The organism is Mesorhizobium sp. L103C131B0, from assembly GCF_000502275.1.
GTDB lineage: Bacteria > Pseudomonadota > Alphaproteobacteria > Rhizobiales > Rhizobiaceae > Mesorhizobium.
In genome coordinates this window covers 569,188-584,359 of record NZ_AYXC01000002.1, presented here as the reverse complement: position 1 = coordinate 584,359, position 15,172 = coordinate 569,188, and the positions used below count along the sequence as shown (strand labels likewise).

General features: G+C 64.3%; 12 protein-coding genes. 6 read left to right on the top strand and 6 right to left on the bottom strand.

What is annotated here, in order from left to right; genetic code table 11:
* Positions 1 to 183: 183 nt before the first annotated feature.
* Both X730_RS158455 and X730_RS158460 read left to right on the top strand, forming a co-directional pair.
* A complete protein-coding gene (locus tag X730_RS158455) occupies positions 184 to 1,641 on the top strand; it encodes an NAD-dependent succinate-semialdehyde dehydrogenase (RefSeq protein WP_023696483.1) in 1,458 nt (485 codons plus the stop codon).
* Between the two features lie 190 nt (positions 1,642 to 1,831).
* Positions 1,832 to 2,857: an aldose epimerase family protein gene (locus X730_RS158460; RefSeq protein ID WP_023746803.1), complete on the top strand. Its 1,026-nt coding sequence runs from the start codon at positions 1,832 to 1,834 to the stop codon at positions 2,855 to 2,857.
* 4 nt (positions 2,858 to 2,861) lie between these two features.
* Here X730_RS158460 and X730_RS158465 read toward each other — a convergent pair whose 3' ends face one another.
* Positions 2,862 to 3,782: a sugar kinase gene (locus X730_RS158465; protein ID WP_023725631.1), complete on the bottom strand. Its 921-nt coding sequence runs from the start codon at positions 3,780 to 3,782 to the stop codon at positions 2,862 to 2,864.
* On the opposite strand from X730_RS158465, the gene X730_RS158470 reads away from it, so the two are divergent.
* A complete protein-coding gene (locus X730_RS158470) occupies positions 3,706 to 4,380 on the top strand; it encodes a FixH family protein (protein WP_245260578.1) in 675 nt (224 codons plus the stop codon). The genes X730_RS158465 and X730_RS158470 overlap by 77 nt on opposite strands.
* 4 nt (positions 4,381 to 4,384) lie before the next feature.
* The gene (locus X730_RS158475) at positions 4,385 to 5,584 is read left to right on the top strand and encodes a cytochrome c peroxidase (RefSeq protein ID WP_023696486.1); all 1,200 of its coding nucleotides are present in this window, start codon (positions 4,385 to 4,387) and stop codon (positions 5,582 to 5,584) included.
* A 1-nt stretch (position 5,585) separates the two neighbouring features.
* Here X730_RS158475 and X730_RS158480 read toward each other — a convergent pair whose 3' ends face one another.
* A complete protein-coding gene (locus X730_RS158480) occupies positions 5,586 to 6,038 on the bottom strand; it encodes an Lrp/AsnC ligand binding domain-containing protein (protein ID WP_023696487.1) in 453 nt (150 codons plus the stop codon).
* A gap of 164 nt (positions 6,039 to 6,202) precedes the next feature.
* Between X730_RS158480 and putA the strand changes: the two genes are divergently transcribed.
* Together putA and X730_RS158490 are read left to right on the top strand one after the other, a co-directional pair.
* Positions 6,203 to 9,811, top strand: a complete 3,609-nt coding sequence (putA, locus tag X730_RS158485; RefSeq protein ID WP_023825755.1) for a bifunctional proline dehydrogenase/L-glutamate gamma-semialdehyde dehydrogenase PutA — start codon at positions 6,203 to 6,205, stop codon at positions 9,809 to 9,811.
* Between the two features lie 87 nt (positions 9,812 to 9,898).
* Positions 9,899 to 10,963 (top strand): glycosyltransferase, encoded by a 1,065-nt coding sequence (locus tag X730_RS158490; protein ID WP_023688160.1) that lies wholly within the window; start codon positions 9,899 to 9,901, stop codon positions 10,961 to 10,963.
* A 45-nt stretch (positions 10,964 to 11,008) separates the two neighbouring features.
* Here the strand turns inward: X730_RS158490 and X730_RS158495 are convergent, their stop codons facing one another.
* From X730_RS158495 to X730_RS158510, 4 genes are all read right to left on the bottom strand, one after another.
* Positions 11,009 to 11,323: an antibiotic biosynthesis monooxygenase gene (locus tag X730_RS158495; RefSeq protein ID WP_023825754.1), complete on the bottom strand. Its 315-nt coding sequence runs from the start codon at positions 11,321 to 11,323 to the stop codon at positions 11,009 to 11,011.
* Between the two features lie 54 nt (positions 11,324 to 11,377).
* Entirely contained in the window at positions 11,378 to 12,343 is a 966-nt protein-coding gene (locus X730_RS158500) for a TonB family protein (protein WP_023825753.1), read from the bottom strand.
* Between the two features lie 127 nt (positions 12,344 to 12,470).
* Complete coding sequence (locus X730_RS158505; protein ID WP_023805440.1) at positions 12,471 to 12,905, bottom strand: hypothetical protein; 435 nt, start codon at positions 12,903 to 12,905, stop codon at positions 12,471 to 12,473.
* A gap of 5 nt (positions 12,906 to 12,910) precedes the next feature.
* Complete coding sequence (locus X730_RS158510) at positions 12,911 to 15,040, bottom strand: TonB-dependent hemoglobin/transferrin/lactoferrin family receptor (protein WP_031196644.1); 2,130 nt, start codon at positions 15,038 to 15,040, stop codon at positions 12,911 to 12,913.
* Positions 15,041 to 15,172 lie beyond the last annotated feature (132 nt).

The following is a 15,172-nucleotide window of genomic DNA, read 5'->3' as shown; positions in this document are numbered from 1 at the left end:
TTACATGTGAATTTTCTCTGGCGTTTGGCTGGCCCAAAGCCTATATGCCATCTTGCAATTGCTTGCCGAGCTTGCCCTAGGTAAAGAGCAGTGGCTCAGCGTGTCGGGCATCCAGGCCATTGCGCGCGCTCATCGAAGACATCCACAGACCGGCCCGTCAGTGCGCCGAACGGAGGCTAGACCATGCTGCAGAAAACCAGCCATTTCATGCGCCAGGCCAATCTCATCAATGGCGAATGGGTGCAGGCCGACAGCGGCCAGACGGTCGACGTCAACAACCCTGCCACCGGTCTCAAGATCGGCACCGTGCCGAAGTCGGGCAAAACAGAAACCCGCCGCGCCATCGAAGCCGCAAGCGAAGCCTTCAAGACCTGGCGCAAGACGACCGCGCTGGAGCGCTCGAAGCTTCTGCGCAAGCTGCATGACGCGATGATGGACAATCAGGATGTGCTGGCCGAACTGCTCACCATCGAGCAGGGCAAGTCGCTCGCCGAATCCAAGGGCGAGATCGGTTCGGCTGCCGCCTACATCATGTGGTTTGCCGAGGAAGGCCGCCGCACCTATGGCGATGTCGTGCCATCACCATGGGGCGATCGCCGCATCCTGGTGACCAAGGAGCCGGTCGGAGTCATTGCCGCCATCACGCCGTGGAATTTCCCCTCCTCGATGCTTGCCCGCAAGCTCGGCCCCGCGCTTGCCGCCGGCTGCACCGCCGTGGTAAAGCCGGCTTCGCAGACGCCGTATTCCGGCCTCGCATGGGGCGCGCTCGCCGAGGAAGTCGGCTTCCCCAAGGGCGTCATCAACATCCTGACGGGTGCTGCCGGCGAAATCGGCGACGAGATCTGCGCCAATCCGCTGGTTTCGAAGATCACCTTCACCGGCTCGACCGAGATCGGCAAGCTGCTGATCCAGAAGTCGTCCGTCACTGTCAAGAAGGTCTCGATGGAACTCGGCGGCAATGCGCCGTTCCTTGTCTTCGACGATGCCGACCTCGATCGCGCCGTCGCCGGCGCCATCACCGCCAAATACCGCAATTCAGGCCAGACCTGCGTGTGCACCAACCGCTTCCTGGTGCAGGCCGGCATCTACGACAAGTTTGTCGAGAAGCTGGCCGCTGCCAGCAATGCGCTGAAAGTTGGCTCGGGCCTGGAAGAGGGCGTGCAGCAGGGACCGCTGATCGACGTGAAGGCGGTCGAGAAGGTCGAGGAATTCATCGCCGACGCCACGTCGAAGGGTGGCAAGGTCGTTGCCGGCGGCAAGCGCCACGCGCTTGGCGGCGCGTTCTTCCAGCCGACCGTCATCGCCGATGCGAAGCCTGACATGCGCTTCATGAAGGAAGAAATTTTTGGCCCGATCGCCCCGGTGTTCAAGTTCGAGACCGAGGAGGAAGCCATTGCGCTCGCCAACGACACCGAGTTCGGCCTGGCCGCCTATTTCTACACCGGCGATCTCGGCCGCGCCTTCCGGGTCATGGAAGGCCTGAAATACGGCATGGTCGGCGTCAATGAAGGCCTGATCACCACGCCGGAAGCGCCGTTCGGCGGCGTCAAGGAATCGGGCCTCGGCAAGGAAGGCGGACATCAGGGCATCGAGGATTATCTCGACACCAAATATGTCTGCATCGGGGGTCTCGGCCTCTAAATCATTGACGGGGGCAGGCCGCGCGCCTGCCCTTGCCAGACGACATTCAGCCGGACTGGAGCGGTTCAGCGTTTCACGGAAACGCCGAACCGCTCCAGTTCTTTGTTTTTTGCAATTCCGGACGGAAAACCGTTTCACACTTTTCCTGGAATTGCTCTAAGTCGATAGATCGACGAATTAGCATTTGGACATAGCGATGAAGGACGGCGAAGTCTTCGGCACGACGCAGGCAGGCGAACCCGTTCGCCGTTTCACCATCCGGGGCGGCGGCGTCAGCGCCAACATCATCGGGCTCGGCGCAATCATCCAGGATCTGCGGCTCGCCGGTCACGACGCGCCGCTGGTGCTGGGCTACGACCGCTTCGAACCTTACGAGACCGACCGGGCCTTCTTCGGCGCGGTCGTCGGCCGCTATGCCAACCGCATCCGCGACGGCCGCTTCACCATTGCCGGCCAGCGCTACCAGACTGAGCGCAATTTCCTCGGCAAGCACACGCTGCATGGCGGCTCGGAGGGCTTCTTCCACCGGCCGTGGACGGTTTCGCTGCACGGCCGGGATTTTGTCACCCTGACCCTGCACGATCCCGAGGGCACGATGGGCTTTCCCGGCGCGCTCGACGTCACCTGCACCTACCGGCTGAAGATTCCCGGCACGCTCTCGATGGAGCTGACCGCCACCTGCGAGGAGCCGACGCTGTGCAATCTGGCGCAGCATTCCTATTTCAATCTCGACGATGGCGGCACCGGTGACATTCTCGACCACCGGCTGATGCTGAATGCCGGCGCCTATACGCCGGTCGATGGCGAGATGATCCCGACCGGCGTCGTCAAACCTGTCGACGGCACGCCCTTCGACTTCCGCCAGGCGCGGCCGCTGCGCATGGAAACGGAAGGCGAGCAGCTTCCCTACGACGTCAATTTCTGCCTGGCGTCAGCCCGGGGCCCGCTTCACCAGGTGGCGTGGGCGCAAGGCGCCAATTCCGGCGTCGAGATGGAAGTCTGGACCACCGAGCCGGGCCTGCAGCTTTACACCGGCCAGTATGTCGCGCCGACCTCGGGCGGCCTGGACGGACGGCGCTACAAGGCGTTTTCCGGCTTTTGCCTGGAAGCGCAGACCTGGCCCGACGCGCCGAACCGGCCCTATTTCCCGCAGGCCACGCTGTGGCCGGGCCAGATCTATCATCAGGTGACGGAATATCGTTTCAGGCTTCCCTAAGGTCTTAGCCCTCGAAAGCGGTTCTTAGAACCTCGAACGGCGCCAGCGCGCCTCGCACCTGCACGACAGCGGCGGCGACGCGATGCGCGCGCTGCACGGCATCCGCCGGGGCATGGCCGGCAAGCCGGGCGGCGAGATAGCCGCCATTGAAGGAATCGCCGGCGCCGGTGGTGTCGACCGGGGTGGCGACATGCTGGGCCGGAACCGGCTGCAGGGCTCCGCCAGTGGCGATCAGCGCGGGTTCCTCGCCATTCTTGACGACGACTTCGCCGACCAGTTTTCCGAACCGCTCGGCGGTCGCTTGCGATGCCGTGTCGCCAAACAGCATCTGCTCGTCGGGAAAGGTCGGCAGCGCGATGTCGGTGACGGCAAGCGCGTCGAGGATCGCGGCTTGCGCCTCCTCGCGGCTCTGCCACAGGCGCGGCCGGTAGTTGGGGTCGAAGGCGACGAGCGAACCGGCAGCCCGCGCCTTGGACACTTCCGCCAGCAACGTCTTGCGCGCGGCGGCATCCAGAATTGCCAAAGTGATTCCGGAAAAATACACAAGAGCCTGGTTTTCAAGGCTTTTTGCCAAGGCGGCCGGGTCCGAGGCGAGCCGCCTGGCCGCCGCGTCGCTGCGCCAGTAGGTGAAGGCGCGTTCGGCGCCGGTCAAGGTGATGGCGTAGAGGCCGGGCCGCGCGCCTGGGATGACCGGGCTGGCGCCGATGTCGATGCCGTTTTCGGCGAAGAACGAAATCTGGCCCTGCGAGAAGGGATCGTCGCCGAAGGCCGAGACATAGGTCGCCGGCCGCTCGCCGCTCAGCGCATGCAGCGCCCACAGCGTGTTGAACGTGTCGCCGGCAAAGCCCATGCGCCAGTTCGGCCCGGCCTGGCCGGACAGCTCGAGCATGCATTCACCGATCGAAGCGACGCCGTCTGCTGCCATGTATCTGTCTCCGGATCAGTTCGCTGCTGTAGCTTTTTGCGGCCGGCAGCGCCATGCTTGGCGGCGGCGGTTTTTTGCGCCAGAAGCGTTTTCCCACAGAAGCGGCGGGACGCGAATTGCTTCCCGAGACGTTATGCCCAGAAGAGGAACCGGTTTGGCATCGATATGGCGTTATCTTCTTGCGGGCGTTGGTCTGGCCGGCTTGCTGGCTGGCATATTGGCGATCGTCTATCTGACCGCGCCGCAGTCGGCGCCGGGCCCGGATATTTCGCGCTCGAAGAAGACGGCGAACGGCTTGTTTGTCGCCAGCATTCAGCCGGAACGCGGCGTTATCCGGCAAGGCGAACTGCAATCCTGGTTGCTGACCCTGAAGACGGTCAACGGCGATTCCGTGGAAGGTGCGGCGATCTCGGTGTCCGGCGGCATGCCGCAGCACAATCACGGCTTGCCGACCAGTCCGCAGGCGACCGATTATCTTGGCGAGGGGCGCTACAGGATCGAGGGGCTGAAATTCACCATGAGCGGCGTGTGGCAGTTGCGCTTCGCCATTTCGGCGGCGGCCGGTTCCGACACGGTCGTCTTCAACGTGGTGCTGTGAGCGGATGAACGGCCTGTTGCGCCTTCTGGCATTGGCGGCGGTCGTGCTCGTTGCCGGCTGCGGCAAACCGGATTTTTCCGATGCCGAGAAGAAGACCATCGCTTCGCTGGCGCTGAACACCTTGCCGGCGCTCAAACCCGACACCACCAACCGCTTCGCCGACGTGCCGGCCGCCGCCGCCCTGGGCTCCACTCTGTTCTTCGATCAGGGGATGAGCCGTGACGGGAACGTATCCTGCTCGACCTGCCACAAGATCGACCGGCAATTCCAGGATGACCTGCCGCAATCCGTCGGCGTTGGCCGAACCAACAGGCGCTCGATGCCGCTGGCCGGCATTGCCCGCAATCCGTGGTTCTTCTGGGATGGACGGCGCGACAGCCTGTGGGCGCAGGCGCTGACGCCGCTGGAAAACCCGCTTGAGCAGGCGGGGAACCGCGCGGCCTTCGCGCATTACATCCAGAAGCGGTTCGGCGAGCGCTATGAGCGCATCTTCGGGCCACTGCCGGATCTTTCCGCCGTGCCGGCCAACGCCAGCCCGCTCGGCAATGAGGCCGAGCAGGCGGCGTGGAAGGCAATGACCGCGGCGCAAATGGACGACGTCAACCGCGTCTTTTCCAACATCGGCAAGGCGATCGCCGCCTTCGAACGGTCGATCGAACCGGCACAGACGCGCTTTGACCGCTTTGCCATCGATCTTGCGTCAGGCGCCAAGCCGAAAGCCGACGATGCCTTTTCGCAGGAGGAGATGCTCGGGCTGAAACTGTTCATCGGCAAGGCCAATTGCGTCACCTGCCATAACGGCCCGCGCTTCACCGACAACGCTTTCCACAACACCGGCGTGCGGCCGGTCAGGGATTTGCCATTGGATCGCGGCCGTTTCGATGCGGTGGCCCAGGTTCAGGCCGACCCATTCAACTGCTTCGGCGCCTTCCGCGATGGCGACGCCGGCGCCTGCGGAGAACTGCGCTTCATCGTCAAGGCAGCACCCGAACTGATGCGTGCCTACAAGACGCCGTCGCTGCGGGGCGCGGCGACACGGCCGCCCTATATGCATGCCGGACAGTTCTCCACGCTGGAGGAGGTGGTGGCGCACTACGCGAAGGCGGAGGCGGCCGTTGAAGGCACCTCCGAAGTGCACCCGTTGCAACTGTCGGACCGCGAACGCGCGGCGCTGGTGGCATTTTTGAAGACGCTGTCGGAGTGAGCTAGCGATCCTTCACCGTCTCCATGGCCACGAAGGTCGAGGTCTGCGCAACATGCGGCAGTGCCGAGATGCGCTCGCCGAGCACGCGGCGATAGGCGGCGATGTCGGTGGTACGGACTTTCAGGAGATAATCGAAGCTCGACGCCATCATGTGGCACTGCTCGATCTCCGGCACGGTCTGCACCGCACGGTTGAAAGCATCGAGCGCGGCCGAGCGCGTGTCCGACAGTTTGACCTGGACGAAGGCGACATGGCCTTCGCCCATGCGCTCGCGATCGATGATCGCCTGATAGCCCCTGATATAGCCGTCCTTCTCCAGGCGCTTCACCCGCGCCTGCACCGGCGTCTTCGACAGGCCGACCTTGCCGGCCAGTTCCGACATGGACAGCCGCCCGTCGCGCGCCAGCGCCGACAGGATGTTTCTGTCGATGCGGTCCAATTGGTCTTCTGTCACGGATATCACAGCCCATCTGATAACAATTGAGCCGCAATGATAGATCATTCGGCCTGCCATGTCGATTTCTTTGGACCGGCCGAAAATGCGGCTCTGTGCTAGCTTGCGCCATTCGGTCCGGCGACCGCCGGCCCGCTCCCAGATGCTTGCTCCGCAGGACCGCCATGCCGCTCGACACCATCCGCCAGCAGATCCGCGCCAACTACCTGCCCGACGAAGACGCGGCTGTGAAGCGCCTGGCTGCCGCGACAGAACTTTCGGCCGATGACCGCAAAGCCGTCTCGGCCCGTGCCGCGGATCTGGTGCGCGCGGTGCGCGGCTCGTCCGACCCGCGGCTGATGGAGGTTTTTCTCTCCGCCTACGGCCTCTCCACCAAGGAAGGCGTGGCGCTCATGTGCCTGGCCGAGGCACTGCTGCGCGTGCCTGACACCGAGACTATGGACGACCTGATCGCCGACAAGATCGCACCGCATGACTGGTCGGCGCATTCGGGCGGGTCGAGCTCGATCTTCGTCAACGCCTCGACCTGGGCGCTGATGCTGACCGGCCGTGTGCTCGACGAAGGCGAGGGCGGCATTGAAGGCACGCTGCGCTCGATGGTTCGCCGGCTGGGCGAACCGGTGATCCGCAAGGCGGTCGCCGCCGCCATGCGCGAAATGGGCGAGCAGTTCGTGCTCGGCCGCACCATTGCGGAAGCCGTCAAGCGCGGCAAGTCGATGATCCAGAAAGGTTATCTCTATTCCTTCGACATGCTGGGCGAGGCGGCCCGCACCGAGGCCGACGCGCTGCGCTACCTCAAGGCCTATGCCGATGCGATCTCCTCGCTCGATTCAGGCTCCAACGGTCCCGATATCCGCCAGAACCACGGCATCTCGGTCAAACTGTCGGCGCTGCATCCGCGCTACGAAGAGGCACAGAAGGAAAAGATGCTGCCGGTGATGGCCGAGCGGCTGCTGTCGCTGGCGCTGGCCGCACGCCATTCGCGCATGGGCCTCAACATCGACGCCGAGGAGGCCGACCGGCTCGACCTGTCGCTCGATGTGATCGAGCGTGTGTTGTCCGAGCCGGAGCTTGCCGGCTGGAATGGCTTTGGCGTCGTCGTCCAGGCCTACGGCCCGCGCGCGGCCTTCACCATCGACTGGCTCTATGCGCTGGCGGAAAAGTACGACCGCAACATCATGGTGCGGCTGGTCAAGGGCGCCTATTGGGACACCGAGATCAAGCGGGCACAGACGCTCGGGCTTTCCGGCTACCCCGTCTTCACCCGCAAGGCCAACACCGATGTTTCCTACATGGCCTGCGCCAAAAAGTTGCTGTCGATGACCGACCGCATCTATCCGCAATTCGCCACGCACAATGCCCATACCGTCGCCGCCATCCTGTCGATGGCTGACAACCGTGACGCTTTCGAATTCCAGCGCCTGCACGGCATGGGCGAAGCGCTGCATGAGACGGTGCGCCGGGCCGAAGGCACGCGCTGCCGCATCTATGCGCCGGTCGGCGCGCACTCCGACCTCTTGGCCTATCTGGTTCGCCGCCTGCTGGAGAATGGCGCCAACTCCTCCTTCGTCCATCAGCTCACCGACGAGGACGTCGAGCCGGAGGATATTGCGCGCGATCCGCTCGAGACGGTCGAGAGCCAGGGCCCCGCCGCCAATCCGGCAATCGCTCGTCCTGCGACGATCTTCGGCGCTGGTCGGCGCAACTCGAAGGGGTTCGACATCACCGATCCGGTGACGCTGGCGGCGATCGACAAGGCCAAGGCGGCCTTTGCCGGGCCCGAGCGCTGGCATGCCAAGCCGATCACGCGCGCCGCCGGCTACGGCAAGCAGCGCCCGGTGGTCAATCCGGCAAAGCCTGCCGAGATCGTCGGCACGGTCGCCGAAGCCGCTGCCAAGCAGGTCGCGACCGCGGTGCGCTTTGCTGTGGAAGCGCAGCCGGCCTGGGCGAAGCGTCCCGTTGCCGAGCGCGCCGCCATCCTCAACCGCGCCGCCGACCTCTATGAGGCCAATGCGGTCGAGTTTTTCGCGCTGGCTACAAGGGAAGCCGGCAAGTCGCTGGCCGACGGCGTGGCTGAACTGCGCGAAGCCGTCGACTTCCTGCGTTACTACGCTGCCGAAGCGGCCAACAACGAAGCGGGCAGCGAGGCGCGCGGCGCGATCGTGTGCATTTCGCCGTGGAATTTCCCGCTCGCCATCTTCACCGGCCAGATCGCGGCAGCGCTCGTCACCGGCAATTCGGTCATCGCCAAGCCAGCCGAACAGACGCCGCTGATCGCCTTCCGCGCCGTCGAGCTGCTGCGCGAGGCCGGCGTTCCGGAAGATGTCATCCAGCTTCTGCCGGGCGACGGTCCGGCGGTCGGCGGACCGCTGACTGCGGATCCGCGCATTGCCGGCGTCTGCTTCACCGGCTCGACCGAGGTTGCAAAGCTGATCGAGAAGCAACTGGCCGAGACGGCCGCGCCGGACGCCATGCTGATCGCCGAGACCGGCGGTCTCAATGCCATGATCGTCGATTCCACAGCACTGCCCGAACAGGCGGTGCGCGACATACTGGCATCGGCTTTCCAGAGTGCAGGCCAGCGCTGTTCGGCGCTTCGCGTGCTCTACGTGCAAAAGGATGTCGAGAAGAAGATGCTGGAGATGCTGAAGGGCGCCATGGAAGCGCTCACCATCGGCGATCCCTGGCAGATTTCGACCGATGTCGGGCCGGTCATCGATGACGAGGCGCAGGAATCGATCCGCGAGTATTGCACCAAGATGGGGCTGCAGGGCCGGTTGATTGCCAAGCTCGAAGCACCGAAGGACGGCCGCTTCGTTGCGCCGCATGTGTTCCGGGTCAAGGGCATCGAGGAGATGGAGCGCGAAGTGTTCGGTCCGGTGCTGCATGTCGCCAGCTTCGACGCCGACGGGATCGACGCCGTCATCGCCGCCATCAACCGCAAGGGCTATGGCCTGACCTTCGGCCTGCACACCCGCATCGAAGGCCGCGTCCAGCATTTCGTCGACGGCATCCATGCCGGCAACATCTATGTCAACCGCAACCAGATCGGCGCCGTCGTCGGTTCGCAGCCCTTTGGGGGCGAGGGGCTTTCGGGCACCGGGCCGAAGGCCGGCGGGCCGCATTATCTCCGGCGGTTCCGCAAAGGGCCGGAGGCGGGCACGGAGATTGCCGAGGGCCACAAGGTGACGGCGACCGAACTGGCCGACAATCTGCCCGATCCGACGCTTGGCGGCTGGTCGACGAGGCCGGACCGCATCGCCATTTTGAGAAAACATCTGCGCGGCAAGGGCGCTGCAGCCATCGGCGCTGCAGCCGCCATCGATTTCGGCCAGGTCGACCTGCCCGGACCGACCGGCGAGGCCAACACGCTGTCGCTGTCGCCGCGTGGCCGGGTGCTGTGCCTCGGTCCGGACGCCGACACGCTGCTTGCCCAGACGATCCAGGCGCTGGCCGCCGGCAATGCGGTGCTGGCCGTGGCGCCGGGCGCGCCGGCGGCACTGTCGGCGCTGACCGGCAAGGGGTTGCCGCTGGCGGCCATAGACGGTCGGCCAGACCCAGTCGAAGCGCGTTCGCTGCGCGTCCATGTCGTCGCCTTCTCGGGCAGGCCCGAGGCGGCGCGGATCGTGCGCAAGGTCATTGCCGACCGCAGCGGGCCGATCGTGCCGCTGGTCAGCGAGGTGCTCAACCCGGCGGCCTATGCGCATGAACGCGCTGTCTGCGTCGACACCACGGCTGCCGGCGGCAATGCCAGCCTGCTCGCGGCGGCCTAGGGGGCTTTTCGCGGCTCGCTTGCCTGCGTCGGGTTGCAAGGGTATGCGCAAGGGACAGAGAGCAACTCGAGCGGGGCAGCCGAACAGATGGAAGACACGTCCCGACCGTTTGAGCTGCCGCGCGTGGCGGTGGTCATCACCTGCTTCAACTATCGGCCGTACGTCGAACAGGCGATCCGCTCGGTGCTTGCGCAGACCTACCGGAATTGGGAATGCGTCATCGTCGACGATGCCTCGACGGACGGCTCGGCCGACCATGTCCGACAGCTTCTAAGGGATATAGAAGACCCGCGCCTGCGCCTGTTGGCGCGCACGGAGAATGGCGGCCAGACCGCGGGATTCCGCGACGGCTTTGCCGCAACCGACGCGCCCTTCGTCGCGTTTCTCGACGCCGATGACGTGTGGCTGCCGGATTTTCTCCTCGCTCATCTGTCCGCCCACCTCAACACGACGCATTCGGCCGCACTGTCGAGTTCCGATGTGTTCCTTGTCGATGGCGACGGCACCTTGCTGGGCGGTACCTTCCTTGCCTTGCGCAAACCGCGGTCCGGAGCGGATCGCAGTGGCGTCGCCATCGCGCCCGGTGGCCGGCTTGCCGGCATGGCGCCCGGGATCGCCTACGCATCGGAGCATCCGGTAACCTATTTCGCACCTGCGGTGACGGGCTGGCTGTGGTCGCAATGCTCGGCGATCATGTACCGGCGTGGCGCGCTGGAACCGGTATTGTCCTTCCCGTTCAAGGCCAAGGTCGGGACGGATTATCTGACGGCGACACTCGCGCACCAGGCCGGCGGCAGCCTCATCCTGTCAGAAGGTCTCGGCCTCTATCGCCTGCATGGCTCCAACCTGTCCACCGGAACTGCCTTTGCTGGCGGCAATGTGCGGCAAACGCCTGCATACAGGAGCTACAGGAGCGTGTTGGCGGCGGATGCCGCAGACTATTTGCTGGCGAATTCTGCCTGGCTCAGCGATCTCAACGGGCGCAATTTCATACCTGCATTCCTGACGCAGCATGTGCGCCAGTTCCCGGAGCTGGCCGGTGATCCGCGGTTGGCGCGCTACCTGACACGCGGACAGCCCTGGCGGCGGCTGCGCCTGCACATTGCCCAGTGGCTTCGGCGACTGGGCGGCCGGAATTCAACCGGAACCTGACGGCATCTGCCCGTCGTCAGATCTCGTCGACGGGTGAAATCTCAATCAGGCCCCTTCGACGACCGAAAAGCCTTCGAACTGCGGATGGCCGAGATAATGCACCTTCGAGGTGCCGGTGTTGCGGTGGGCGGCGCGAAAATTCTCGGATTTGGTCCAGGCGACGAAATCCTCATGGCTTGCCCACACCGTGTGCGAGGCAAACAGCGTATAACCCTCGGTCTCGTTGACCGGGCCGCGCAGCAAGTGGAATTCCCTGAAGCCTTTCATCTCCGAGAGGCTCGAATCGCGGTTCTTCCAGACATCCTCGAAGCCGGTCTCCGAGCCGTTCTGGACCTTGAAGCGGTTCATGGCGATGTACATTGGGCTTCCTCTTGAATTGATGGACGATGACATTTGGCGAGGTCTACGAGCTGGTTAAAACGGACCGATCCGCGCCCTGAACACCCAACTTGATAATCCGGTCTCGGGTGGAATGGGCGGGAACGGCGCTTGCTGGCGCACCAGTTTCAAAGCGAATTGGTCTAGCTCGGCAGACCCTGAACTTTCGACAAGCTGCAAGTCGCTGACGCTGCCGTCGGCAATGACGACGAAATAGACCCTGGCATTGTTGCGAGCCTTGGCTTGAACCGCCTTCGAAACGTGGCGGTTGGCGCGGACAAGCTTGTTCTGAACTTCAACGCTGTAGCCGGATTCCATCGAATTGCCCGCCGCGCTCTGTTTTCCGCCTTTGCTGGCAACCGCCGTTGCCTCGCGCTCCTCGCCATCTGCCGTGCCGCCAGTCTCTCCCGATATTGGTGCGCCCGATATTGATGTACTTGGCCTCGGGCTTGGGACTGGTGGCCTCGCGGCAGGCAATTCAACGGCAGGCTGATTGGCGGGAGACGCCTCCGAACTCTGCGTTTGAACCGGTGACGGTGCAGGCGTCTCAGCCTCTGGGGCGACACTTTGATCATCCGGGATGGCGGCCGTTGGTGCATCGGGAGCGACGGTTGCCTGGTTGGCAGATTCCGGCGCAGATTTGGGCGCCGCCGGCTCCTCTACGGCTTGAGGCGCCTCGGTTTGCGGCGTGGGTTGGACGGGCTTGGCCGGCTGCGGATCGGTTACCAGGGTAACATCCATCGCGTCGGGTACCGGGTTTTGCAAAGCGGTGCCGAGGACGTCTGCGCCTGATCGATCGGCGCCTTCGGCCTGTATTGCCTTCCCGGTATCAAATGTCCCGGCGGGTGCGACCATGAACGCCGCTGCGGCAGCGGCATGGAGCAGGCAGGACGCGACGATCGCCACAGTCCATTTGCGGTCCGCGGCCGCCGGCTGTACGAGCTCGTCCATTGTTATCGCCGGTTCGTTGCCGGCGTCGGGGAGGGGGGTGATGTCCTGCATGGTTCGCGGCGAGACCTGCCGCGAGCGCGGCGGGATTGTCAAATCAAGATCGGTTGCCGGCCATAACGGCGGAGCTGCGATGGGTCGTGTCGCATTGTCGTGCAGGAAGGCGGGATGCAGACCCACCTCAAACGCCGAATGCGATACCGGACTTGGTCTGCGTCTTCATGCCGCGCATGCAGGCGCCCGGTTCGACGCCGGCGCATTCGGTGGCGCTGTTGATCAGCACGCGGCTGAGTTTGGTGCAGTCGGTGCCGGCGAGGTCGAAGCGGATCACCTTGGTCTTGCCGGCCGGCAGGTCCTTGAAGTCGAGCACGCTCAGGCGGTCGACAATGCCGGCCTCGTTGAACAGCGCGATTTCGAATGCCGCCTTGGAAAGATCGGCGCCGAGCGCATTGTTGACGACGAAGGTCAGGCGGCAACCCTTTTCGGAGGGCTGCGCGGCATTGAGCTCGAGGCTGAGTTGCGGAGCCGGCGCGGACTGAGCCCACGCCGGCATCAAGCCAAGCGACATCGCCAGCGTCGAGGTCAGGAGCCGAAGCGATGCCGTCAAACTTGTCATGGGTGTCAGCCTCCAAAGCGCATGGTTGCGGCCAGCTTCAGCGTGATGCCGGGTTCATAGATGACGGCGGTGGTGCCGCCGTTCAGCGGGTTGGTATATTTGACGTCGAACAAATTGTCGGCGCGGAAGTCCACCTTCAGATTGTCGGTGGCCTGGTAACTGGCGAAGGCGTTGACCAGAGTATAATCCTTGGCCACGGGGTTGCCCTTCGGCTTGCCGTTGTACTGCACCTCGCCGCCGACGGTCAGCTTGTCCTGAAGGAAGCGGAAGCCGAGCTGCCCGGTGACCTGCGAGGACGGGATGGTGGCAAGGTCGGCCCGCTCGCCTTCATCGGAGATGGTGTGGCCGTTGATGATCGAGGCCGACAGCCCGGCATAACCCCAGGCGGCATCGTAGACGCTTTCCAGTTCGAAGCCGTTGATCCTGGCCTGGGCGACGTTCTGGTACTGGAAGCAGATCGGAATGCCGGGGCCGAACGGGCAGCCGCTGGTCGGGTCGAATGGCGACAACGTGACGCCTTCGATGTAATCGTCGACATTGTTGTGGAAGTAGCCGGCCTTGAGCCGGAACGCGTCGCCGGCCTCGATAAGGTCGTTCAGCTTGTAGTTGACGCCGAATTCGGTGGTCTTGCCGGTTTCGGGTTGCAGGTTGGGGTTGGGCAGGAACGGGAAGGTGACGCCTGCCGGATGGTTGCCGCTGATCAGCGTTTCGGTCAGCGACGGTGAGCGATAGCCTTCGGCGTAGGTGCCATAGAACTGCAGGCCCGCCAGGCTGGCGCTTTCGAAGGGCGTGACACCAACGGTGATGCGCGGCGACAGACGATCACCTGACGTTCCATTGTCGGAATCCTCCAGGCTGTAATTGTCGTAACGCAGCCCGGCAATGACCTCGAGCCAGTCCCAGGTGAGCTTGTCCTGGATGTAGGCGCCCGAAACACTACGCTTGCCCGATGGGGTGTAGAAGCTGTCGCCGCCGGCGGTGCCGCCGGTCTCGACATCGTCACCCACCCAGTCGCCGCCATAGGTCAATTCGTGCGCAACACCGGCTGTTTCGAAGCGCGACGTGTTCCAGATGTCGACGCCGGCCGTGCCAACGTCGAAGGTCGAGGTCGAACCGACGGGCAGCAGCACGGGAAGGCCGGTCGACGGATCGAAGCGGTTCTGCGGGACCAGCGTGGTGAGGTCGAGATTGGTCTTGTTGTAGGAGGCGTTGATGTGGAGGTCGAGCCAGCTCTTGGCGTCGTCAGTGATGTTGTAGCGGGCGGTGAAGGTGTTCGACTTCAGGTCGACGTCGTTGGCCGGCACGCCGCCGCTGGTTTCCGTCCAGCCGTCGCTCGAGCCGACCCAGCCGAGCTTCAATTCGCTGTTCTCGCTGGGGCGGATTGTGGTCTTGAGCAGGCCGCTCAGCACGTCGAAACCGGTACCGGCGACGGTGTCGCCGCTGCCATTCTTGTAGTCGCCGTAGTCGCGGTAGACGATGTTGCCCAGCACATCCAAATCGTCGTTGAATTTGTAGGCGCCGCTGGCGCTGGCGGTCCAGCCCTTGCCGTTGCTTTCATAGCGCCCGGTGACGGAGCCGGCCCAGGTTTCGCCCGGTCTGAGGAAATCCACCGCATCCTTGGTGTCGAAGAAGACGACGCCGCCAATGGCGCCGGAGCCGTAGGTGTTGGCGGTCGGTCCGCGAATGACGTCAACGGATTTGATGAGCTCGGGATCGACATAGAAGGTCGACTGCGTGCCGTGGTCTGAGCGCTGGAAATTCTGCCTGGCACCGTCGACGATGACGGCGACGCGACCGAAATCCTGCAGGCCGCGGATGTTGATGCTGGAGCTGACGCGTCGCGCATCGGCCTGCACGGCGACACCAGGCACACCGAGCAGCATTTCGTTCGGCGTCGTCGCCATGCGGCGGTCGAGCTGTTCCTGGTCGACATGGCTGGCTGAGGCCAGCGATTCGATTGCCGTCTCGCCGGTGCGGCTGATGACGAGGATCTTGTCCAGCAGGGTCGCGCCGGCGGGTGCCGGCTTGGTGTCCTCGGTTTTCCTGGTCTGGTCGGCCTGGTCAGCGGCCGGCTGAGCGCTGGCCGGCGATGTCAGCAGCGCGATCGTCGCTGCCCCCGCAAGCAAGGCTGCCATTGCCTTTGCCATAGGCCGATGCACCGGATCGGCGTTCGCCAGACCCAGTCGTCCACAATTTCCCAAGCCCATGCCCCAACTCCAAAATTCCAGGTTCGATGCTGGCTGGCTTGGTGCTCGCTGGCATTTTTC